General features: G+C 73.1%; 17 protein-coding genes. 6 read left to right on the plus strand and 11 right to left on the minus strand.

The genetic code is table 11. The features are described from left to right. The 8 genes from ACFV5N_RS10355 to ACFV5N_RS10390 form a co-directional block, all read right to left on the minus strand. Positions 1-658 (minus strand): SCO3242 family prenyltransferase (locus tag ACFV5N_RS10355; RefSeq protein WP_385596784.1); only part of this gene is annotated, 658 nt, incomplete at its 3' end. Continuing rightward, positions 655-1,881 (minus strand): inositol-3-phosphate synthase, encoded by a 1,227-nt coding sequence (locus ACFV5N_RS10360; RefSeq protein ID WP_385596786.1) that lies wholly within the window; start codon positions 1,879-1,881, stop codon positions 655-657. The genes ACFV5N_RS10360 and ACFV5N_RS10355, both read right to left, overlap by 4 nt. A gap of 136 nt (positions 1,882-2,017) precedes the next feature. Beyond that, on the minus strand, positions 2,018-4,093 hold the full coding sequence (locus ACFV5N_RS10365) for a PQQ-dependent sugar dehydrogenase (RefSeq protein WP_385596788.1): 2,076 nt from the start codon (positions 4,091-4,093) through the stop codon (positions 2,018-2,020). 208 nt (positions 4,094-4,301) lie between these two features. Then, positions 4,302-5,288 (minus strand): sugar phosphate isomerase/epimerase family protein, encoded by a 987-nt coding sequence (locus ACFV5N_RS10370; protein WP_385596791.1) that lies wholly within the window; start codon positions 5,286-5,288, stop codon positions 4,302-4,304. A 76-nt stretch (positions 5,289-5,364) separates the two neighbouring features. Continuing rightward, positions 5,365-6,576 (minus strand): Gfo/Idh/MocA family protein, encoded by a 1,212-nt coding sequence (locus ACFV5N_RS10375; RefSeq protein ID WP_385596792.1) that lies wholly within the window; start codon positions 6,574-6,576, stop codon positions 5,365-5,367. A 15-nt stretch (positions 6,577-6,591) separates the two neighbouring features. Then, positions 6,592-7,620, minus strand: coding sequence for a substrate-binding domain-containing protein (locus tag ACFV5N_RS10380; RefSeq protein ID WP_385596794.1), 1,029 nt, complete (start codon positions 7,618-7,620; stop codon positions 6,592-6,594). Positions 7,621-7,710: 90 nt separating this feature from the next. Further along, positions 7,711-8,757: an ABC transporter permease gene (locus ACFV5N_RS10385; RefSeq protein WP_385596796.1), complete on the minus strand. Its 1,047-nt coding sequence runs from the start codon at positions 8,755-8,757 to the stop codon at positions 7,711-7,713. Beyond that, complete coding sequence (locus ACFV5N_RS10390) at positions 8,754-10,238, minus strand: sugar ABC transporter ATP-binding protein (protein WP_385596821.1); 1,485 nt, start codon at positions 10,236-10,238, stop codon at positions 8,754-8,756. The genes ACFV5N_RS10385 and ACFV5N_RS10390 overlap by 4 nt, the downstream gene beginning before the upstream one ends. 229 nt (positions 10,239-10,467) lie before the next feature. Between ACFV5N_RS10390 and ACFV5N_RS10395 the strand changes: the two genes are divergently transcribed. After that, on the plus strand, positions 10,468-11,685 hold the full coding sequence (locus ACFV5N_RS10395) for an ROK family protein (RefSeq protein ID WP_385596799.1): 1,218 nt from the start codon (positions 10,468-10,470) through the stop codon (positions 11,683-11,685). A gap of 144 nt (positions 11,686-11,829) precedes the next feature. Here the strand turns inward: ACFV5N_RS10395 and ACFV5N_RS10400 are convergent, their stop codons facing one another. Then, complete coding sequence (locus tag ACFV5N_RS10400) at positions 11,830-12,033, minus strand: cold-shock protein (protein WP_019434089.1); 204 nt, start codon at positions 12,031-12,033, stop codon at positions 11,830-11,832. 532 nt (positions 12,034-12,565) lie between these two features. Between ACFV5N_RS10400 and ACFV5N_RS10405 the strand changes: the two genes are divergently transcribed. Next, positions 12,566-13,939 (plus strand): hypothetical protein, encoded by a 1,374-nt coding sequence (locus ACFV5N_RS10405; protein WP_385596802.1) that lies wholly within the window; start codon positions 12,566-12,568, stop codon positions 13,937-13,939. 21 nt (positions 13,940-13,960) lie between these two features. Here ACFV5N_RS10405 and ACFV5N_RS10410 read toward each other — a convergent pair whose 3' ends face one another. After that, complete coding sequence (locus tag ACFV5N_RS10410; RefSeq protein WP_385596805.1) at positions 13,961-14,365, minus strand: hypothetical protein; 405 nt, start codon at positions 14,363-14,365, stop codon at positions 13,961-13,963. Between the two features lie 187 nt (positions 14,366-14,552). On the opposite strand from ACFV5N_RS10410, the gene ACFV5N_RS10415 reads away from it, so the two are divergent. The 4 genes from ACFV5N_RS10415 to ACFV5N_RS10430 all read left to right on the plus strand — a co-directional run bounded on the left by ACFV5N_RS10415 (position 14,553) and on the right by ACFV5N_RS10430 (position 19,449). Then, positions 14,553-15,065 carry a SigE family RNA polymerase sigma factor gene (locus ACFV5N_RS10415; protein ID WP_385596808.1) on the plus strand — a complete coding sequence of 171 codons (513 nt, stop codon included), beginning with the start codon at positions 14,553-14,555 and terminating at the stop codon, positions 15,063-15,065. Between the two features lie 8 nt (positions 15,066-15,073). Continuing rightward, positions 15,074-15,523: a hypothetical protein gene (locus tag ACFV5N_RS10420; protein WP_385596811.1), complete on the plus strand. Its 450-nt coding sequence runs from the start codon at positions 15,074-15,076 to the stop codon at positions 15,521-15,523. A gap of 55 nt (positions 15,524-15,578) precedes the next feature. Continuing rightward, a complete protein-coding gene (locus tag ACFV5N_RS10425) occupies positions 15,579-18,878 on the plus strand; it encodes a hypothetical protein (RefSeq protein WP_385596814.1) in 3,300 nt (1,099 codons plus the stop codon). Positions 18,879-18,975: 97 nt separating this feature from the next. Beyond that, positions 18,976-19,449 (plus strand): hypothetical protein, encoded by a 474-nt coding sequence (locus tag ACFV5N_RS10430; RefSeq protein WP_385596816.1) that lies wholly within the window; start codon positions 18,976-18,978, stop codon positions 19,447-19,449. A 61-nt stretch (positions 19,450-19,510) separates the two neighbouring features. Here the strand turns inward: ACFV5N_RS10430 and ACFV5N_RS10435 are convergent, their stop codons facing one another. Continuing rightward, positions 19,511-20,455 (minus strand): aldo/keto reductase, encoded by a 945-nt coding sequence (locus ACFV5N_RS10435; protein ID WP_385596818.1) that lies wholly within the window; start codon positions 20,453-20,455, stop codon positions 19,511-19,513. Positions 20,456-20,822: the final 367 nt, after the last annotated feature.

The following is a 20,822-nucleotide window of genomic DNA, read 5'->3' on the forward strand; positions in this document are numbered from 1 at the left end:
TACGGGGTGCGGCCGCGGTACGGGGCCGGGCCCCGGCCGCCGTGCCCGCGCGGGTGGCGGCCAGCGCCGCCGCCGTGGCCGCCGCGGTCGCCGTGCCGGTCAGGGCCGCGGCGGCGGCGCGAGCGGTGGTGCCGGACACCTCGCCCCGGCTGAGCGTGGTCACGCCCGCCGTGTGCGCGGCGACCGCGAGCGCCGGGAGCGCCGCGCGGCGGGTGTCGCCGCCCGCGCCCAGCAGCACGTCCAGGCCGCGCGCCAGCGCCATCACCGCCGGGCCCGCCGCCGTGCGCTGGGCCCACAGGTCGTAACTCCACACCGCCGCCGTCAGCGGCACGGCCACCCGCAGCGCCCGGCCGCCACCGGCCACCGCCGCCAGGCCCAGACCGGCGCCGCTCAGCGCCACCGCCGCGCCCAGCGCCTGGAACGGCGCCACCCGCCCGGAGGGAACCGGGCGTTCGGGCCGCTCGAAGGCGTCCAGGTCGCTGTCCGCGAAGTCGTTGAGCGCCATGCCCGCCAGATACAGGCACACCGAGGCGGCCGGGGCCGCCCAGGTGCGTCCGCCGTACGGCCAGCCGGCCGCCGCCGCGCCCGCCAGGCTGTCGCCGGGGGCGGTCAGCGCGGCCGGCAGCCGGACGAGTTCGGCGGCGTCGCGCGGCCTCACGCCCCGGCCCCGGAGCCGTCCCCGTCCCGGTGCCCGTCGCCGGTGCCCCCGGCGGCCTCGGCGGCCTCGGCGCCGAGTTCCGCGCACCAGTCGAGCAGCGCGCGCCACTGCTCGCCGAGGTCGTGCTCCCCGGTGCCGGCCGGGTCCTTGAAGAAGAACCCGAGCGGGGCCAGCGGCCCGGACCGGCCCGCCTGCCTGGCCCGCGCCGTGAGCCGGACCAGGTCGAGGACGAGCGGGGCGGCGAGCGCCGAGTCGCAGCCGTTCCAGGTGAACTGGAGCGACATGCGGGTGCCGAGGAAGCCCTCGAAGGAGACGTGGTCCCAGGCGGTCTTCCAGTCGCCGAGGTCGGCGACGTAGTCGATGTGCATCGGGCCGTCGACCGGGTGGCCCAGGATCGTCTCCAGGCCCTGGCCCTTGGTGCGCAGCTTGCTCTCGGCCGCCGCCGGGTCGGCCAGGGTGCGGCCGTCGCCGCCGCCCAGCAGGTTGACCGACGCCCAGGAGCGGACGGCCAGCGCCCGGTGGGCGAACATCGGGGCCAGCGCCGACTTCAGCAGCGTCTCGCCGGTCTTGCCGTCCGAGCCCGCCCACGGCAGGCCCTCGCGCAGGGCGAGTTCGGCGACGGCCGGGAGCCCCGGCCCCGGGCTGGGGGTGAAGGCCACCACGGGGCAGCCGGCCCGGAACGCGGCGTACGCGTACAGCGAGCTGACCGGCAGCGGGGACTCGCCCCGGTCCAGGGCCTCCTCCAGCCGGTCGAGCGAGGTGAGTTCGGGGGTGTCGGCGGCCGGCGGCTCGGTGCTGGAGACATCGACCACGACCACCTCGTCCAGGCCGTGCCGGTCCCGGAACGCCGTCAGGTCGTCCGCGATACGGCGCGCCGCCGCCCGCTGGGTCTCGCCGCCGGGCGCGGTGCCGGGGCGGATCCGGGCGTCCGCCTCCGCGAGTTCGGCGCACAGCGCGCGGGCCAGGGCGACGGGGAAGACGCCGCCCGCCGCGAGTTCCTCGGCGCGCTTGGGCAGCGAGCCCTCGCCGACTTCGTGGCCGCCGGTGACGATGCCGGTGAGGGCGGGCAGCCCGGCCGCCGCGACCGGTGGCAGTTCCGTCACACAGCCGTCCGGTGGGGCGAGCCCGGCGCGCAGCGCGAGGGTTCCGACGGTGGCGGTGGTCGCCACCGATCCCCGGGCGCCGATGAACCACGCGCCGATGCGTGGTGTCCGCGGTGACATGAGCAGACCTCCTGGTCAGTGGTTCTGCGGGTGGCCCCGGCCCGTCGTCCCTGGGCCGGGGCCACCCGGTCAATCCCGTTCAGTCCTGATCAATCCCCGATGTCATTCCCAATCAGTCATGACACAGGCGGACAGATCAGTGATGGATCGGATTGAGCGTGACCTCGGCCGTGCCGGTGAGCGGGGGCAGCCCGTCCACGCCCGGGTCGGTGTAGCTGGCCACGAACACGCCCAGCAGGTTGTCGTGCTCCGGGTCGTGCGAGTCGTCGGTACCCGTGCGGATGGTGCCCGAGCAGCCGCGCGCCGTCGTCATCGGGTGACCGTGGTCGTCGTGGCCGAGGATGTAGGTGACCGTGACCCGCGCGCAGTCCACGGGCTGGTCGTCGGTGACCTCCACCTCGAACTCGATCAGATCGCCGAAGGAGAACTCACCACCGGTGACCGGCTTGATGAACCGCACCTCGGGCGCGTCGTTGCCGATCACGATCTGCACCTCGGCGTTCGCCGACCGTCCCCGGTCCCGCCCGCCGACGTCCGTCACCCGCAGCGAGGCCGTGTAGACCCCGTCCTTCTTGTAGGTGAACGTCGGGTTCTTCTGCCGCGAGTCGATCTTGCCGTCCGAGTTGAAGTCCCAGGCGTACAGCAGCCGGTCCCCGTCCGGGTCGGAGGTCCCCTCGCTGGAGAAGTTCACCGTCAGCGGCGCGTGCCCGCTGGTCACGTCGGCCGAGGCCACCGGCACCGGCGAGTGGTTGCCGTTCTTGCCGATGTAGTCGATCCGCGCCAGCTGCGCCTCCGGGTTCTGCGCGAAGAAGCCCTTGCCGTACTCCAGGACGTACAGCGCGCCGTCGGGACCGAACTCCATGTCCATCAGCGACGAGAAGTCCATCCCCGGCAGTACGTCCTGCACCTGGCTGATCTGCGCCTGCCGGTCCAGGGACAGACCCCAGATCCGGTCCCGGGTGAACTCGAAGAACAGCGGCTTGCCCGCGTACTCCTTCGGCCAGGCCCGCGAACCCGGCAGCTTGTCGATCAGCCAGTTGTACTCGTACACCGGACCGGCCATCGGGCCGATACCGCCGGTGCCCAGCTCCGGGAACTCGGCCGACTCCTCGTAGCCGTACAGCATCTGCGCCGGCTCCACCGGCGGCAGCTCGCGCAGCCCGGTGTTGCGCCACGAGTCGTTCACCGGCGCCGCGCAGTCGAACGGCTCGCCCGAGACGCGGGTCTCGAAGTCGTACTCCACGTACGGCATATCGGGCGACACGCAGTACGGCCAGCCGTGGTTGCCCGCCTTGCGCGCCGCGAACCACTTGCCGGTGCCGGCCGGGCCGCGCTGCGGGTTGTCGGTACGGGCGTCCGGCGAGTAGTCCGCGACGTACAGGGTGTCGTCCCGCGGGTCGATCTCCATCCGGAACGGGTTGCGCAGCCCCATCAGGTAGATCTCGGGCCGGGCGTTCTCCGTACCGGGCGGGAACAGGTTGCCGCGCGGGATGGAGTACGAGCCGTCCCGGTTGACCTTGATCCGCAGCACCTTGCCGCGCAGGTCGTTGGTGTTGGCGGAGGTGCGCTGCGCGTCGTACGCCGGGTTGCGGTCGGCCCGCTCGTCGATCGGGGTGTAGCCGCCGGAGTCGAACGGGTTGGAGTCGTCACCGGTGGACAGCAGCAGGTTGCCGGCCCGGTCGAAGACGATGTCACCGCCCACGTGGCAGCAGATGCCCCGGTCGGCCTCCACCTCGATGATCTGCTGCTCGGTGCTCAGGTCCAGGGTGTTGCCGCGCAGCTGGAACCGGGAGAGCCGGCTGACGCCCTCGAACGGGGCGAAGTCCTCGGGGCTGCCGGTGATCGGCGCGTCGCCCTCGTTGACGTCCGGGGTGGCCGGGTCGTCGACGGGGGTGTCCAGCGGGGGTGCGTAGAAGAGGTACACCCAGCGGTTGGTGACGCCGTTGAAGCCGGGGTCGACGGCGACGCTCTGCAGCCCCTCCTCGTCGTGCGTGTACACATCGAGCTGGCCGGCCAGCGTGTTCAGGCCGTTGCGCGGGTTGTTGAGCCACACCTGCCCGTCGCGGGTGGTGTGCAGCACCCGGCCGTCCGGGAGCACCGCCAGGTCGATCGGCTCGCCGGGGGTGTCGTTGAGGGTGACCTTCTGGAACTCGGAGGTGGGGTTGGGGGGCGTGGGGTCCGGGTGCGGATGCCCGTCATGGGCGACTGCCACGGCGGGTAGGCTGATCACAGCGGCCGCCATCGCCGCCACCCAGGCGGTCAGGGTCTTTTTTCTTCGCATTGCTTCCCCATTAGGTGCGTCTCATTGCGGGTTTGACCGGCGGTTCGAGCACGGCGCCGCCGTCCGTGCCGGCGGACGGCAGCAGGGCTCACCCGGCGGCGGTCGTCCAACCGCCGCCGGGGGCACAGTGGGACGGCCCTCAGCGACGCAGGTAGCGGTAGCCGACGCGGGCGGTCTCGATCGGGGTCACATCGGGGCGGTCGTTCTCCACGATGTACTCCTTGACCTGGTGGGCCTGGAAGATCCGCGGGAAGTCGATGATCCCGGTGCCCAGGTCGGAGGTGTCCCCGTCCGTGGCGCTGCGGTCCTTCACATGGAACTGGAGCACGCTCTGCGGGGCGGCCCGGATCACATCCAGCGAGAAGCCCTCCGGGTCGCTCTCGCCCAGCTCGATCGCGGCGGTCACCGTCCAGTAGAGGTCGATCTCCAGGTGGACGTAGCGCGGGTCGAGTTCGGCGGAGAGGATGTCCCAGGGGGTACGGCCGCGGCCCAGGTCGGTCGTGAACTCGTGGGCGTGGTTGTGGTACCCGTAGCGGATCCCGGCCCGGCAGGCGACGCGCGCCTCGACGTTCATCCGCTCGGCCCAGCGCTGCCAGTCCGCGGCGTTGCCGGAGGCCAGGTACGGGACGTTCATGTACTTCTGGCCCAGCGTCCTGGCGTTGTCGATCTTGGTGCGCAGCGCCTCGTCGGTCTCGCTGATGCCGTCGTGGCTGGAGGTCGCCCGGATGCCCAGCCGGTCGTAGAAGCGGCGCAGCTCGCGGGCGCTGCGGCCGTAGTAACCCAGCGCCTGCTCGACCTTGTTGTACCCGATGCGGGACAGCTCGCGCAGCGTCGCGTCGTACCCGGGCTCGCCGCCGAGCGCGTCGCGCAGCGTGTACAGCTGGATGCTGATCTTGCCGGGCGGCACCAGCGGCTTGCGGCCGTTCCCGTGGCCGAGCCCGAGCCCGGGGGCGGCCTGCGCGGGCGCGGCGCCGGGCTGCGCCGCCAGGGCGCTCGCCGCCCCGCCGGCCGCCAGCGCGCCGGCGCCGAGGGCGACGGCCGCGCCGCGCAGCAGGCGGCGGCGGCCGAGGCCGCGGGCGGCGAGGGATTCGGTGAGTGTTCTGTCTCCGTCGTATCCGTAACACATGACGGCTCCTGTGGGTTGGGGGGTGGCCTGCGGGGATCAGGTGGTGCGGAGCGTTGGGGGGACGGGGGTGAGAGCGTCAGGTGAGGGGAACGGCGGTCCAGACGCCGTTCGCGGCGGCGCTCTCCTCCACCGCCGCGAGCAGCCGCTGCACCCGCAGCCCGTCGGCGAACGACGGCTCCGGGTCGGTGCCCTCGGCGATGGCGGTCAGCAGGTCGACGGACTGGTGGGCGAAGGCGTGCTCGTAGCCGAGCCCGTGCCCCGGCGGCCACCAGGCGTCGAGGTAGGGGTGTTCCGCCTCGGTGACGAGGATGCGGGTGAACCCCTGGGTGGCGGTGTCGGCGGTCGCGTCGTGGAAGTGCAGGACGTTGAGGTCCTCCAGGTCGAACGCCAGGCTGCCGCGGGTGCCGTTGAGTTCGAGCCGCAGCGCGTTCTTGCGGCCCGTGGCGTACCGGGTCGCCTCGAACGACGCCAGCGCGCCGCCGGCCAGCCGCCCGGTGAAGACGGCCGCGTCGTCCACGGTCACCTGCCCGGTGCCGCCGCTGCCGTCGGCCAGCGGGCGCTCGCGCACGAAGGTCTCGGTGAGGCCCGAGACCCCGGTGATCCACTCACCCGCGACGTACTGGGTGATGTCCACGGCGTGCGCCCCGATGTCGCCCAGCGCGCCCGAGCCGGCGCGCTCGCGCGACATCCGCCAGGTGTACGGGGCGGCGGGGTCGCCCAGCCAGTCCTGGAGGTAGCGGGCGCGGACGTGCCGGAGTTCGCCGATCCGGCCCTCGGCGACCAGCCGGCGGGCCAGGGTGAGGGCGGGGACCCGCCGGTAGGTGAAGCCCAGCATCGACCGGATCCCGCGTTCGCGGGCCGTCTCCGCCGCCGCCACCATCGCCTCGGCCTCGGCGACCGAGTTGGCGAGCGGTTTCTCGCACAGCACGTGCTTGCCCGCTTCCAGCGCGGCGATCGCGATCTCCGCGTGGGTGTCGCCCGGCGTACAGATGTCGACGATGCCGACGTCGTCGCGGGCGATGAGCGCGCGCCAGTCCGTCTCCACGACGGGCCAGTCGAACCGGTCGGCGAGATGGCCGGCGGCGTCCCGGTTACGGCCTCCGAGGGCGGCGAAACGCGGACGCAGCGGGGGGTCGAAGAAGCTGCGGGCGTTGCGCCAGCCCTGGGAGTGGGCCGCTCCCATGAAGCCGTAACCGATCATGCCGATGCCGATGTCGCTCCGTTCCGCGCCCCGGGGGTCATCGCCCCGGGCCGGTGGTGGCGTTGGCGTGCTGCTGAGAGAGCTCATGAAGGCTGGCCTTCCTTAGGACTCGAAACCCATCGGGGTGTACTGGTCGAGGTTGTCGGCCGTCACGACAGGGGCGTCGAGCACGATGCGGCGCGGGACTTCGATCTGGACGAGGTCGGACAGGCCGCGGTTCTGGGCGATGAGCCGGGCGAGCTTGATGCCGTCACCGGCCTGGGTGGCCGGGTAGATGACGGTGGCCTCCATCTCGCCGGCCTCGATCCAGCGCATGGCGTTGGCGGAGCCGGCGCCGCCGATGAAGAAGAACTCGTCGCGTTCGGCGTTGTCGAAGGCGGCCTTGACGCCGATGCCCTGGTCGTCGTCGTGGTTCCAGATGATGTCGATCTCGGGCGCCGCCTGGAGCAGGTTGGAGGCGGCGCGCTCCCCCGAATCGACGGTGAACTCGGCGGCGACGCGGTTGTCGACGTCCTGGCCGCAGTGGGCGAGGGCGTCGGCGAAGCCCTGGGAGCGTTCCTGGGTGAGCGGGAGCGAGTCGATGCCGGCGATCTCGGCGATGACGGCGTCGTTGCCCAGGTTGTGTTCGGCGATGAGTCCGCAGGCGTACTCGCCGGCGGAGACACCCATGCCGTAGTTGTCGCCGAGGAGGGTGAGACGCGCGGCGGCCTCGTCGGAGAACTCGCGGTCCACGTTGACGACCGGGATGCCGGCCTCCATCGCCTGGGTGGCCACCTCGGTCAAGGCGGCACCGTCGGTGGGCAGCAGGACGATGGCGTCCACCTTGTCGTTGATGAACGTCTCGATGTGGCTGATCTGGGCGCTGGGGTCGTTGGTGCCCTCGGCGACCCGCAGTTCGACGTCGTCGTACTCGGCGGCGGCCTCTTCGGCGAAGGTGTTGATGGCGGCCAGCCAGCCGTGGTCGGCCTGCGGCCCCGAGAAGCCGATGACGACGTTCTCGCCGGGGTCGTCGTTCGAGCTGACGGTGGTCGAACGGTCGCCGTCGCTGGTCTCCGCGGAGTTGCTGGTGCAGGAGGCCAGCAGGCCGGCGGCGGCGAGGGTGGCACAGGCCAGAGCGGCTTTTCTGGGCATGGACATGACTGTCTCCGAGCGAGAGAGAGATAAGGAGAAGAGAAAGCGGGTGGTGCGCGTCGTGCCGGTGGTGCGAAGGGAACCGCGTCGCTAAGGGGTACTGCCCCGGGAGGCCATCCGCTGCTGGAGCAGCACGGCGACGACGATGATCGCGCCCTTGGCGACCATCTGGGTCGAGGTGTCAAGGTTGTTGAGGACGAACACATTGGTCAGCGTCACGAAGATCAGCACCCCGAACACGGTGCCGACGACTGTGCCCCGTCCGCCGCTGAGCAGCGTGCCACCGATCACCACGGCGGCGATGGCGTCGAGTTCGTACAGCCCGCCATGGGTCGAGGTACCGGCCGTCGTACGCGCCAGGATCATCACCGCGGCCAGACCGCAGGCCAGACCGAGCAGGACGTAGAGGATGGTGGTGTGGCGCCGGACGTCGATGCCGGCCAGCCGGGCGGCCTCCGGGTTGCCGCCGACCGCGAGGGTGCGGCGCCCGAAGGTGGTGCGGTTGAGCAGCACCCAGCCGCCCAGCGCCACCAGCGCGAAGATGATGACGAGCACCGGGACGCCCAGCACCTTGCCGCCGAAGAAGTCGATCAGGCCGCGCTCGGTGACCACCTGGGTCTTCTTGTCCGAGATCAGCTCCGCCAGACCGCGCGCCGCGGCCATCATCGCGAGCGTGACGATGAACGGCGCCATCTTCCCGTACGCGATCAGCAAGCCGTTGACGAGACCGGCACCGGCGCCCACCAGCAGCGCGGTGGTCACGATCACGATCCAGTGGAAGTCGGCCGCCATCTGCTGGGTGGCGAGCGTCGAGGCCCAGACCGAGGCCAGCCCCACCAGGGCACCCACCGACAGGTCGATGCCGCCGCCGGTGATGACGAACGTCATGCCGACGCTGATCACACCGATGATCGAAGCCGCCCGCAGGATCGTCATCATGTTGTCGAAGGAGCCGAACCGGTCGCCGACCGTCGCCAGGCCGATCACACACAGCACCAGCAGGGCGACGACCAGGCCGAGATTGCGTCCGGCGGGGCTGCTCAGCAGAGCGCCGATCCGGTTCCGGCCACTGCCGCTGGGCGGGGCCTCGGGTGCGGTGCCGTCCGGCGCCTGCTGGGCGTGGGTCTGCGCGGTCACGCCGCATCACCTTCCATTACGAGGTCGAGCACGCGGTGCTCGTCGATGTCATCGGCCGCCGCCTCGGCGACGATCCGCCCGTCGGCGATCACCAGCACCCGGTCGGAGAGTCCGATGACCTCTTCGATCTCGCTGGAGACGACCACCACGGCGATGCCCTGCGCCGACAGTTCGCGGATGAGGGCGTAGATCTCGGAGCGGGCGCCGACGTCCACGCCCCGGCTGGGCTCGTCCAGCAGCAGCACGCGGCAGCCGCGCAGCAGCCAGCGGGCGAGCACCACCTTCTGCTGATTGCCGCCGGACAGCGTGCCCACCGGGCGGGTCACCCCGGCCGGGCGGACGTCCAGCGCCTCGGTGTGCTCGGCGGCGGCTTCCTGTTCGCCGCCGCTGTTCAGGAACCCGGCCCGCTGGAAGCGGGCGAGGGAGGCGAGCGTGATGTTGCGGTAGACGGCGTCCGAGAGGATCAGCGCCTGGCTCTTGCGCTCCTCGGGGCAGAACCCGATCCCGGCGGCCATCGCGGAGCCGACCCGGCCCGCGCGTATCTTCTCGCCGCCGACCCGGACCGTGCCGGTCGCGGCCCTGCGGGCGCCGTAGACGGTCTCCAGGATCTCGGAGCGGCCCGAGCCGACCAGACCGGCCAGGCCCAGGATCTCCCCGGGCCGCACCGTGAAGGACACATCCGAGAACTCGCCGGGCCGCGAGAGGTTCTCCACCTCGAGCACCGGCTGCTCCGCCTCCGCCACCCCGGGACGCTCGGGGAAGACGTACTCGATGGAGCGCCCCGTCATCAGCCGGATGATCTCCGAGGTCGGGGTGTCGGCCGCCGGGAGCCCGGTGGCGACGGTGCGGCCGTCCTTGAGCACGGTGATCCGGTCGCCGATCCGCCGGATCTCCTCCAGGCGGTGCGAGATGTAGATGATCGCGATGCCCTGGGCGGCGAGGTCGGCGACGACGGTGAAGAGCCGGCCGACCTCCTCCTGGTCCAGGACGGCGGACGGCTCGTCCATGATGATGAGCCGGGCGTCGTGCGACAGGGCCCTGGCCATCGAGACGATCTGCTTCCCGGCCGCCGAGAGCGCGCCGACCTCGGTGGACGGCGACATCTCCGGGTGACCCAGGCGCTTGAGGAGTTCGGCGGTGGCCGTGGTGATCTCCCGGCGCGAGGTGAAGCCGAAGGCGGCGCGCTCGTGGCCCAGGTAGATGTTCTCGGCCACCGACAGACCGTCCACCAGGTCGAGTTCCTGGTAGATCGTCGCGATGCCGCGCTCCAGCGCCGCCTGCGGACGCGGGAAGCGGACCTCCTCGCCCTGCCACAGGATGCGGCCGTCGTCCGGCTGGTGCGCGCCGGCCAGCACCTTGATGAGCGTGGACTTGCCGGCGCCGTTCTGGCCGAGGAGGCAGTGCACCTCGCCGGGGAGGACGTCCAGGTCGATGCCGTCGAGGGCGCGAACGCCCGGGAAGTGCTTGACGATGCCGTGCATCGCGAGCAGCGGTTCGGCTGCGTCCGTGGCCGGTTCCTGTGCCGGGGACGGGCCGGACGCCTTCGGTGGGCCTGTCATGGCCGTCAACGTAAAGAGGCTTTTGCCGGGCGTCAATAGAAAGTGCAGCAGTTTGTGCGGGAAGATCGGGTGGTACATGACGTAAGGCCCCTGCGTTGTATCGTGAATCATGCGCTTACGGTCCGCAATCGACAGAAGGGCGGGGCTCACCATGACGGAGGCGGAGGACGGCCTGCCCTCGGCCGGGCAGGCGGCCGGTGCGGCCGCGCTGCTGCGGCTGATGCGGGACGGCCGCCCGCGCACCCGGGCCGAACTGGTCGCGGAAACCGGCATGGGACGCTCCACCGTCGCCGAACGCGTCGACACCCTGCTCGCCTCCGGGCTGCTCCACCGGACCGACAACGCCCGCTCCACCGGCGGCCGGCCCCCCTCCGCCTTCGCCTTCAACCCGGCCGCGCGGGTCGTCCTGGCCGCCGACGTCGGAGCCACCCACGCCAAGGCCGCCGTCACCGACCTGTCCGGCACCGTGCTGGCCGAGGAGGACCTGGCGCTGGAGATCGCCGCCGGGCCCGAGACCGTCCTCAAGCAGGTCAGCGAGCACGGCGAGGCCCTGCTGCACACCGCCGGACGGGACCGCACCGACCTGCTCGGCATCGGCATCGGGCTGCCCGGGCCGGTCGAGCACGCCTCCGGCAAGCCCACCAACCCGCCGATCATGCCCGGCTGGGACGGCTTCGACGTCCCCGGCTACGTCCAGCAACTCCTCGGCACCAGCGTCCTGGTCGACAACGACGTCAACCTCATGGCGCTCGGCGAACACCGCTCCCAGTGGCCCGAGTGGCAGCACATGATCTACGTCAAGATCGCCACCGGCATCGGCAGCGGCCTCATCGCCGACGGCCGGCTCCACCGCGGCTCCCAGGGCGTGGCCGGCGACATGGGCCACGTCCAGCTGCCGAACGAGACCGACGTACCGTGCCGGTGCGGCAACACCGGCTGCCTGGAAGCCCTGGCCAGCGGCGCCGCCCTGGCCGCACGCCTCACCGAACTGGGCATGCCCGCGCAGAACAGCGCGGACGTGGTGGCCCAGGCCAGAAACGGCTCGGTGACCACCCTCAAGCTCATCCGGCAGGCCGGTCGGCAGATCGGCGAGGTGCTCGCCACCGCCGTGAGCCTGTTCAACCCGTCCGGGATCGTCATCGGCGGAGCGCTCTCGCAGGCCGGCGAACACCTGGTGGCGGGCATCCGCGAGGTCGTCTACCAGCGGTCACTGCCGCTGGCCACCCAGGACCTGCGCATCGTCCAGTCGGCGGCCGGTGAGCGCGCCGGGGTGTACGGGGCGGCGGCCATGGTCGTCGAGCACGCCTTCACCCCCGCCGAACTCCTCCGCCACCTGGCCCCGCCGGCCGCCCGGGCCGCCAGCGCCTGAGCACAGACCGCGCGCCCGGGGCACCTGGCCACGCGGCCGACGGCAGGCGGCGCACGGCATACAGCACGACGAAGGGCCGGTCCCCCATCCGAGGATGGGGGACCGGCCCTGTGCACGCGTCATCGCGCGCGCAAACGTCCGCGATCAGGCGGGGACGATGTTCTCCGCCTGCGGGCCCTTCTGGCCCTGCACGACGTCGAACGTCACCTTCTGGCCTTCCTGAAGCTCACGGAAGCCCTGGGTGGCGATGTTCGAGTAGTGGGCGAAGACGTCGGGGCCGCCACCCTCCTGCTCGATGAAGCCGAAGCCCTTTTCCGAGTTGAACCACTTCACAGTGCCACTGGCCATGTCATATCTCCTTCGGGGCAGTACCGGAGCCGGCACCCTGCCGACCCCGTGTCGCCGCGATGATTGCCCCACCGGAGGAAAACCGGAAAACAAAAAGCCCCTACCGGTCCGGAACCGAATGACCCCGGACAGCGACAGGAGCATTTCACGCTTGGGAACCACAACTGCAACTGATTCCGAGGCTAGCACGACGCCCGGAAAAGAACGAGAAGATCGGCCCACGGTCACGCACCGCGACCGGGCCGCGACGGGGGACGCACGACCGCGGCCCCGGCCGGCCCCCGCCGGTCCGCACCGGTCGGTGGGCGCTCCCGCGCCCGGCGGGCGTTGAACCCCCGCCGCCCGGGCATCCGTAACGGTGTTCGGACGAGCGCGGGCCGGTCTCACCCGAACGGGGTGTTTGCGCGAGGAAGTTCCCGGACGGCCACGGCCGGCGGGCGGCGCGGTGCCTACAGTCGTCCGGCTCGGCCCCGGGCCGGGCGGGCAGGCGAACGGACGGACGGACGAGGACGTCGGGAGGCGGTGGGCCGCGATGCGAGAGGCCGTGCTGGAGGGAGTACCGGCCGGCGCCGGGCTCGCGCTGCTGGCGGAACTGGTCGACGAGGCGGTGTGGCTGGACCCTTCCCCCCTCCTCAGCCACGCCCTGACCGCCGACGCGCGATGGCGCCGGATACGGCACGAGCCTCCCGGGCCGCCTCCGCCCCGGCACCCGGGCCCGCCGCCGGACCCCGACCCCCGCCGGGTGGCCGTCGCGTTCGCCCCCGGACCCGGCACCCCGGCCGCCGACCACGCCCGCGCCTGGGCCCGCGCCCACGGCTACCGGCTGCTGGTCCCCGAGCCCGCCGTCACCGCCGCCGCCGACGACAAGATCGATGTCCTGCCGCTGCTCGCCGAGGCCGGGGTCCCCGTCCCCGAACACGTCATCGTCCCCGCGACCGGCCGCCTCGGCTCCGCCGCGTACTGGCCCGCCGGCTGGCCCCGGGCCGTCCTCCAGCGCCGCGAGAACCACCTGCTGGGCCGCGGCACCGTCCGCGTCGCCAGCCGCCCCGAACTGAGCCGCGCCCTGTGTGTCTGGGAAGGCCACGAACTGCGGCTCAGCCGGCACGTCGCCGGACTGCCGCTCACCATCACCGGCTGCGCCGGCGGCGACCGCACCGTGGTCTCCGCCGTCTGCCACCAGCTGGTGGGCCTGCCCGAACTGACCCCGCACCGCGGCACCCCGTGCGGCAGTCAGCTGGCCGGCCCGGCCGACCTGCCGCCCCGCGTGCACGCGGCGGCGCGCGAGGCCGCGTACCGGGTGGGCGAGGTGCTGCGGACGCGCGGCTACCGGGGCGTGTTCGGACTCGACCTGGTCACCGAGGGCAGCCGGGTCCTCGCCGTCGGGATCAACCCCCGCTTCCACACGGCGGTCTCCCTCACCCACGCCGCAGAAGGGGCCGCGGGACTGCTGCCCGTCCTCGGGCTGCACATCCTGGCCCAGCTGCTCCCCGGGCTGCCCGCGTCGCGCACGGTCCACGGCGAACTCCCCGCGCTCAGCCAGATCCTGGTGCACGCACGGCGCGCCGCCGGGCTCGGCCCTGGCCTACCGGGCCCCGGCCGCTACCGGCTCACGTCCGAGGGCCCGCTGCCCCGCCCCCGGACGGCGCAGGAGGACCACGGGCCGTCCCTCACCGCGCTCGCGCCCGGCGAGGCGCTGTGCTGGCCCCGGGTCGCGCACGGGGACGGCCCGGTGCGGACCGGCGACGAGCTGATGCTGGTGCAGTTCAACAGCCACATCGTGCCGCTCGTCCCCCGCCCCCGGCTGAGCACCGCCGGCCGCAGCTGGGCGGCGGGCATCAACCGGGCGCTGGGCGCCGAAAGCCTCCCGGCGGCGACAGGCGGGGGCGGGGGCGGGAGCGGCGGGTAAGTCCGGGGGCGGCGCTGCTGCTTACTTCCCGGGCGCGGGCGCGGCCTCCCGCGGCACCTCATCGACCGGCGGCACCGGAGCGGGGGCGACCTCGCCCGGCTCCTCGTCCACCGGACCAGGCACGGGCGCGGGCACGTCCCCCTCCGCCACCGGCGGCACGGGCGCGGGCACGTCCCCCTCCGCCACCGGCGGCACGGGCGCGGGCACGTCCCCCTCCGCCACCGGCGGCACCGGAGCGGGCACGTCCCCCTCCGCCACCTCGTCCACCGGAGCGGGCGCGGGATCGGCCTGCTCGCTCGCGGCCGGCCCCTCCCCCTCGGCGGGCGCGGGGGCGGCCGAGGCCACGCCCCACCCCGCCATCGCCAGGGCACTCCCGGCGGCCAGGCCGATCAGCGTACGGCGCACCCGCCGCATACGAACGTTCATCAGGATCTCCCGAGTTGAGTCAACGGACCGGCGGGGGCCGTGGCCCCCGTGCGTGAAGAAGTACGGCCCGCGCCGCACGCGGGTTGCCCGGCGCTCCTGTGGCGACCGTCTCCCCTCCGCCATGCAACCCTCCGGGCCCCCCTTCCCGTACAGAGAAGAGGAGCAGAACGAGCGAAGGTGAGTGCGGATGAAGGCAGCGGTCCGCCGCGAGCGGGAATTCCGGGAGTTCGCCCAGGCCCGAGAGGCACACCTGCGGCGCTCCGCCTACCTGCTGTGCGGCGACTGGCACCAGGCCCAGGACCTCACCCAGACCACCCTGATGAAGCTGTACGCCTCCTGGTCCCGGGTCCGCCGGGACGGCAACGTCGAGGCGTACGCCAGGACCATCCTCACCCGCACCTTCATCGACCAGCGGCGCAAGGGACTGTGGCGGGAGAACACGGTGGCCGACCTCCCCGACGCGCCCGCCCCCGAACCCGCCGGGCCCGAACTGCGCATGGTGATGCAGACGGCCCTGATGTCGCTGCCGCCCCGCTACCGTGCGGTGCTGGTGCTGCGGTTCTGGGAGGACTGGAGCGTGGAACAGACCGCCCGTGCGCTGCGCGTGAGCACGGGCACCGTGAAGAGCCAGAGCGCCCGGGGCCTGGCCCGGCTGCGGCATCTGGTCGCAGAGCTGCCGAGTGAGGTGACCGGGAGGTGAACCCCGACATGAGACGCGACACGACGGACCAGGAAGCGGCCACCCTGCGCGCCGCGTTCGACATCGCGCTGCGCGACGAACCGCCGCTGCCCAGCGTCACCGACGCGGCCGTGACGGGCGGCCGGCGACTGCGCCGCCGGCGTACCGCTCTCACGGCGGCGGCGGGCGCCGGAGCCCTCGCGCTGGCGGGCCTCGCGTTCCTGGGCCTCGGCACCTCGACGGGCGCCGTCCCCGACCCGGACCCGCCCCCGGTCCTCCCCGCCACGCAACCGCCGGCGGAGGACGAGGACGTTCCGGCACCGCGCGAGCCGGTGCCCGACCCGGACCCGGAACGGGAGGTGGAGGCCGACCCGGCCGACCCCGGCCCCGACCCGGCACGCGAGAACCCGCCCCCCGGCACGGAACCGGACAACCGCCGATCGGACGAGGACACCGACCGGATACGCCGGTACGGATAGGGCCTGTCCGTGCGGCGCTTGTCGGAGCGGCGGCCGGTCACCGAAACTGGGGCGCATGCAGGGGGAGCAGGGGCAGACGGGCAACGAATTCTCCGGCCGCGCACGCCATGTGGTGCAGGCCCACACGGTCCACATGAACGGACCGGCACCCGCCGCGCCCCCGCTGCCCCGGATGGCGCCCTCCGCCCCCACCCGGTTCGTCGTGCGGGAGGCGCTCGGCCGTGCGATCACCGACGCGCTGCGGCCGGGGGCGTGCGTCCTGCTGGCCGGTGGCGGCGGCTACGGCAAGACCGCCATGGCCGGCTGGGCGGCCCGCGGCTTCGCGGGCGGGGTGCTGTGGGCGGAGCTGGGCCAGCGCCCCGGCATCGAACGCATCGTCGCCGCACTGGCGGAACTGACCGCCGCGCTCACCGGCTCCCGCGCCCCGGCCTACGCGGACGTGCACGCGGCGGCGGGCGCGTTCAGGACGGCGCTGGCGGCGGCGGAGAACCGGACGCTGCTGGTCGTGGACGACGCCTGGCACGCCGACGACGTCCGGCCGTTCCTGGCCGGGGCGGAGGGGCTGACCGTCCTGGTCACCACCCGCCGCCCCGGCCTGCTGGACGGCACCGAGATCGCGGTCGACGCGATGAGCGACGACGAGGCCGTGGCCATGCTCGGCCGCGGCGAACACGCCGAACTGCGACCGCTCCTGGACCGGGTGGGCCGCTGGCCGCTGGCCCTCGCCATGCTGCGCGGCCTGATCCACATGGACGGCATGACGGCACCGGAGGCCGTCAGCGCCGTCCTCGACGAACTGGACGGCGCCGGCCCGGCCGCCCTCGACGACCTGCACGACCCCCGGGTGGAACGCGGCATCGCCCGCACCCTCGAACTGAGCCTGATGGACCTCCCGGACGACGCGTCACGCAACCGCTACATCTCGCTGGCGGCCTTCCCCGAAGGCGAGATGGTCCCGTACTGGCTGCTGTCCCGGCTGTGGAACCTCAGCCCGCTGCGCACCAGGAACGAAGCCCGCCGCTTCGTCTCCCGCTCCCTGGCCCAGCTCCCGCACCCCGACGGCCTCCAGATGCACGACCTGCCGCGCGAGACCCTGCGCCGCGCGGACCCGGCCCGGATGGCGGCGGTGAGCGGCCGCCTGCTGGACGCGCTGCGCCCGGCGACCGGCTGGCACGCCCTGCCGCAGCGGGAGCGCGGCTTTCTGCACGGCCTCGCCTACCACCTGCACCAGGCGGAGCGCTGGGAGGAGTTCGGCGCGCTGCTGCGGGACGCGCGCTTCCTGGCCGCCCGCCTGTCGGAGGGCGGCCCGACCGCGCTGGAAGCGGACGTGACGCTGTACGCCTCGGCCCGCCCGGAGGACGACCACGCCCGCGAACTGGGAAACTTCGTCCGCCAGGAAGGCCACCTCTTCACCGGTGGCGGCCTGGCCTCGACCGACGTGGCCGTAACCCTGGCCACCCGTCTGCCGGGACGGCCACTGGCTCTGGAACACACGGACCGGGACCTGCCCCTCCGGGCGGAGCATCCCCCGCCGGACCGGGACGACGGGATGCTGCTGCGCTCGGTCCCGGTGCGGAAGCCGGGCGGTCTCGTCACCGCCATCGACCTGCACCCGACCTTGCCGCTGCTGGCCACGGTCGGCGCCGAACCGGCGTTGGAGATCTACGACACGGACACCTGGGAGAGCGTGTACGCGTGGCCCGGCCGTGACTGGACGCTCATCGAGGGCGTTCGCTGGAGCCCGGACGGACGTCGCCTGGCACTGATCGAGGAAGCCGATGTCTTCGTCACGTCGGCTTCCCCCCGGGAAGAAATACCGGACGACGATCCGGAGGCAGCACATGAGGCATACGCCGTGTCCGTTCTCAACACGACGACCTGGCAGAAGATCGACGTTCTGACAGTGCCCAGGCAGCCTTGGGACGCTGAGGTCCCCGCCACGTCCTGGTCACCTGATTCCCGTTCCCTGGCAGTGACCTGGGGCCGGCGGGAGGTACGCCTGTGGACTCCCGGGACCGGCACGCCGCCCGAGCAACTGACCGCGCCGGACATCGAGTCGTCCGGCCCTTACGACGCCCTGGACTGGCACCCCGACCACGGGCTCGCAGCACACGCGACAGGTTCGGAAGCGGGCGACGGAGCCCTCGTCCACTGGGCCGAACCGCATACCCCTGCGCCACCCACGTCGCGCAGGCATCCGGCCCTCACCGGCCGAGGCCACGCCCTGAGCTGGCGGCCGGGTGGTGCGGGCATCGCACTCGCCTGCGAAGACCTCTGCACGGTTCTGCTTCCATCGAGCGGGAGCGTCACCACGTGGGAGCGGCAGTCCGACTCGCCCGCCTGCTTCAGGTGGTCACCTTCGGGCGAAGAGCTGGTAACGGCGGACCGGCTGTCCGGGGACACTCAGCTCCAGCGGTGGGCGGTTCCCCAGGACGAGGCCATCCAGCACGGCACGCCTGCCGAACCGGCCTCCGAACCGGTCAGTGTCGGGCGCGGCGAGCTCCCGCAGGAAGCCGTGGTCTGGCGCCCGGACGGCACCCTGATCACGAGGCAGGATGATGCGACCCTGAAACTCTGGGCCCTGGACTCAGCGGGCCCCGCCCGCAGGCCGGCACCGAGAACCGCGCTCCAGCAGGTGATGTGGGCTCCTGGCGGAGAGGAAGTGGCGGTCCTGGCCCACCAGGACGGCTGGTACCTCATGGACCCCGCACAGCCCCGCCGAGGTCTCCTGCGTCGCGTCGAACCGCACCCCTACACGCGGCGGGATCCGACGCAGCAGGACGCGTTCCTGCGCGAGATCGGTGAACTGGGGCCGGAGGAGTTCAGCCTCGGCGGGACGCTGGTGGCCTTTGCCCCGGATGAGCGCACCTACGCCGTAACCGGCGGGCGTCGCGGGCCCCTCCGCCTGGTGTTCCCCGGAGAAGCGGAACGACAAGCCCACCTTGCCGTGGACCGCCCGCTGTGGACCGGTCTGTGTTTCGTTCCCACCGGAGACCGCCTGATCGGCTCCCTCAGGCTGCACGGCAAGACGATGCTGGTGCCGTGGGAGTTCACCACCGACAGCTCGGACGGTCTGGTCCCGGCCTGGACTGGCGGCTCCCCCACGGGTAGCACCCCGCCGATCGAGTCGGTCGCATGTCTCACCGCCAGCGGCACCCACCTCGCCTTGATCGCCCACCCCGGCCTGATCGGCCTCTTCTCCCTCCACGACCTCCAGCCGCTCTGCTGGCTCCGCACCAACGACTCGCTCCACCACGCCGCGTTCTCGCCGTCCGGCGGTCAGCTCGCCGTGGCCGGGGACGCCGGTCTCCATCTCTTCTCGGTCGCGCACCTCCCGCCCGGCCACCGGGCATGAAGGTGCTGGCCCGCCCCCCGAGACAGGCCAGCGCGGCTCAACCTAGCCGCCCCCACTGACAATCGGCGGTGGCGGCCGGGGCGATCCGGGTACAGGTGTGGGGTGGGCACCGGTCGATGACGGACACCAGGGGGAAGCGTGCTGGAAGAACTCGTGCTCGCCGGGGGCGCCACCGTCGTCGGCGCCATGGCCACCGACGGGTGGCAGGCCGCCCGGGACGGGGTGGTGCGGCTGTTCCGGCGCGGGGACGCGGACGACGAGGAGGAGGCCGCGCAGGTCGGCGGGCAGCTGGACCGGGGCGCCGCCCGGGTCGCGGGCGGACGACGCCGAGCAGGCGCGGACCCGGCTCGTACCGCTGTGGCAGGACGAGTTCCAGGACCTGCTGCGCCGCCACCCGGAGGCCGCCGGGGAATTGCGGGAGCTGATCGGCGAGATCACCGCCTCGCTGACCGCCGAGCGGCGCGAGGGCGTCCGGGGCCAGGTGCAGCACATCGCCGCCCACGACAACAGCCGCGTCTACGCGGCCCAGGGCGGTGATGTCCACGTGTACGACGGCGACGGGGACCGCTGAGGACGGTGCGGGCGGCGTGGGTGGTGTCGGCGGTTCCGGCCGTCCGCCCCGGTCCCGCCGCTCAGCGGTGGTACGCGGGTGCCGGGCCGCGCAGGGTCCGCCACACGGCGTCGATCCGCTCACCGGCCCCGGCGGGCAGTGGGCCACGCCCGGCGGCGGCGAGGTTGGCGCGCAACTGTTCCGGACGGGACGCGCCGATGAGCACCCCGTCCACCAGCGGGCGCTCCACCAGCCAGCGCAGCGCCAGTTCGGGGAGCGGGATGCCGAGACCGTCCGCGACCACGGTCAGTTCCGTCACGGCGGTGAAGAGCTGCCGGTCCCAGTACCGTTCGCGGTACATCGCCGCCACCCGCGCGTCGCCGAACCGGCCGTGCTCCGGCGGCTCCTCGAACCGGTGCCGGCCGGTCAGCAGCCCGCCGCCGAGCGGGTTGTAGACGATGGTGGAGATCCCGGCCGTGGCCGCGTACTCGGCGTACTCCTCCTCGATCCGGCGCGCGACCAGGTTGTACAGCGACTGCGACACCGCCGGTACGGGGGCGCCGCGCCGCCGTGCCTCGCAGCGCAGTTCGGCGATGCCCCACGCGGGGTAGTTGGAGACGCCGACCTCCGCGATGAGGCCGTCGGCGGCGAGTCCGGCGAGCGCGTCGAGGGTTTCGCCGATAGCGGTGGCCCGGTCGGGCTGGTGGAGGTAGAAGAGGTCGAGGCGGTCGGTGCGCAGCCGGCGCAGACTGCCCTCGACGCTGCGGCGCAGCGCGCCGGCCGACAGCGGGGCGGCGCCGCCCGCGTCCTCGTGCGGCACGCCCGCCTTGGAGGCGAGCCGGAACCGGTCGCGGCGGCCGGCCAGCAGCGTGCCGAGCATCTCCTCGCAGGCGCCGCCCGCGTAGACGTTGGCGGTGTCCAGGTGGGTGACACCGGCTTCCTCGGCGAGGTCGAGCATGGCGGCGGCGCCTGCCGCGTCGACGGTGTCGCCGAAGGTCATGGTGCCGAGCACCAGGTCAGCGGGCATGCGGGGGCTCCTCCGTGGTGGGCGGGGGCGGGGCGGCCAGGGCCGAGCGTAGCGGCGACCCGGGCGGGAAAGGCCGTCACCGTGCCGTTCTCCGGGCGCGCCCGTTCCCGGGGGGATGGAGCACCCCTCCCCACCAGGCACCTTTGCGCGAAGTCTTGACCGGGGGGCGGGGCCCCCGTAGCGTCGCGGCCGTTTATTGAAACGAATCAATCGGTCGGGTGCGAAGGGACGTTCATGAGACCGACGAAAGCGAGACGGGACAGCCGGCTGGTGCGCGGCGCCGTCGCCGTCGTGCTGGCGGGTGGGTTGCTCGCGGGCGCGCACTACACCCAGTTCCTGGTCTACGACTTCGACGGTGACGGCCGTG

It is taken from the genome of Streptomyces sp. NPDC059853 (genome assembly GCF_042731495.1).
GTDB lineage: Bacteria > Actinomycetota > Actinomycetes > Streptomycetales > Streptomycetaceae > Streptomyces.

What these genes read in the sequence shown, in the direction of transcription:
- ACFV5N_RS10420 (WP_385596811.1), top strand. Translation starts at nt 15,074, where the DNA reads ATGAGACGCGACACGACGGACCAGGAAGCGGCCACCCTGCGCGCCGCG.
- ACFV5N_RS10360 (WP_385596786.1), bottom strand. Translation starts at nt 1,881, where the DNA reads ATGTCACCGCGGACACCACGCATCGGCGCGTGGTTCATCGGCGCCCGG.
- ACFV5N_RS10400 (WP_019434089.1), bottom strand. Translation starts at nt 12,033, where the DNA reads ATGGCCAGTGGCACTGTGAAGTGGTTCAACTCGGAAAAGGGCTTCGGC.
- ACFV5N_RS10380 (WP_385596794.1), bottom strand. Translation starts at nt 7,620, where the DNA reads ATGCCCAGAAAAGCCGCTCTGGCCTGTGCCACCCTCGCCGCCGCCGGC.
- ACFV5N_RS10375 (WP_385596792.1), bottom strand. Translation starts at nt 6,576, where the DNA reads ATGAGCTCTCTCAGCAGCACGCCAACGCCACCACCGGCCCGGGGCGAT.
- ACFV5N_RS10405 (WP_385596802.1), top strand. Translation starts at nt 12,566, where the DNA reads ATGCGAGAGGCCGTGCTGGAGGGAGTACCGGCCGGCGCCGGGCTCGCG.
- ACFV5N_RS10415 (WP_385596808.1), top strand. Translation starts at nt 14,553, where the DNA reads ATGAAGGCAGCGGTCCGCCGCGAGCGGGAATTCCGGGAGTTCGCCCAG.
- ACFV5N_RS10370 (WP_385596791.1), bottom strand. Translation starts at nt 5,288, where the DNA reads ATGTGTTACGGATACGACGGAGACAGAACACTCACCGAATCCCTCGCC.
- ACFV5N_RS10425 (WP_385596814.1), top strand. Translation starts at nt 15,579, where the DNA reads ATGCAGGGGGAGCAGGGGCAGACGGGCAACGAATTCTCCGGCCGCGCA.
- ACFV5N_RS10410 (WP_385596805.1), bottom strand. Translation starts at nt 14,365, where the DNA reads ATGAACGTTCGTATGCGGCGGGTGCGCCGTACGCTGATCGGCCTGGCC.
- ACFV5N_RS10395 (WP_385596799.1), top strand. Translation starts at nt 10,468, where the DNA reads ATGACGGAGGCGGAGGACGGCCTGCCCTCGGCCGGGCAGGCGGCCGGT.
- ACFV5N_RS10390 (WP_385596821.1), bottom strand. Translation starts at nt 10,238, where the DNA reads ATGCACGGCATCGTCAAGCACTTCCCGGGCGTTCGCGCCCTCGACGGC.
- ACFV5N_RS10435 (WP_385596818.1), bottom strand. Translation starts at nt 20,455, where the DNA reads ATGCCCGCTGACCTGGTGCTCGGCACCATGACCTTCGGCGACACCGTC.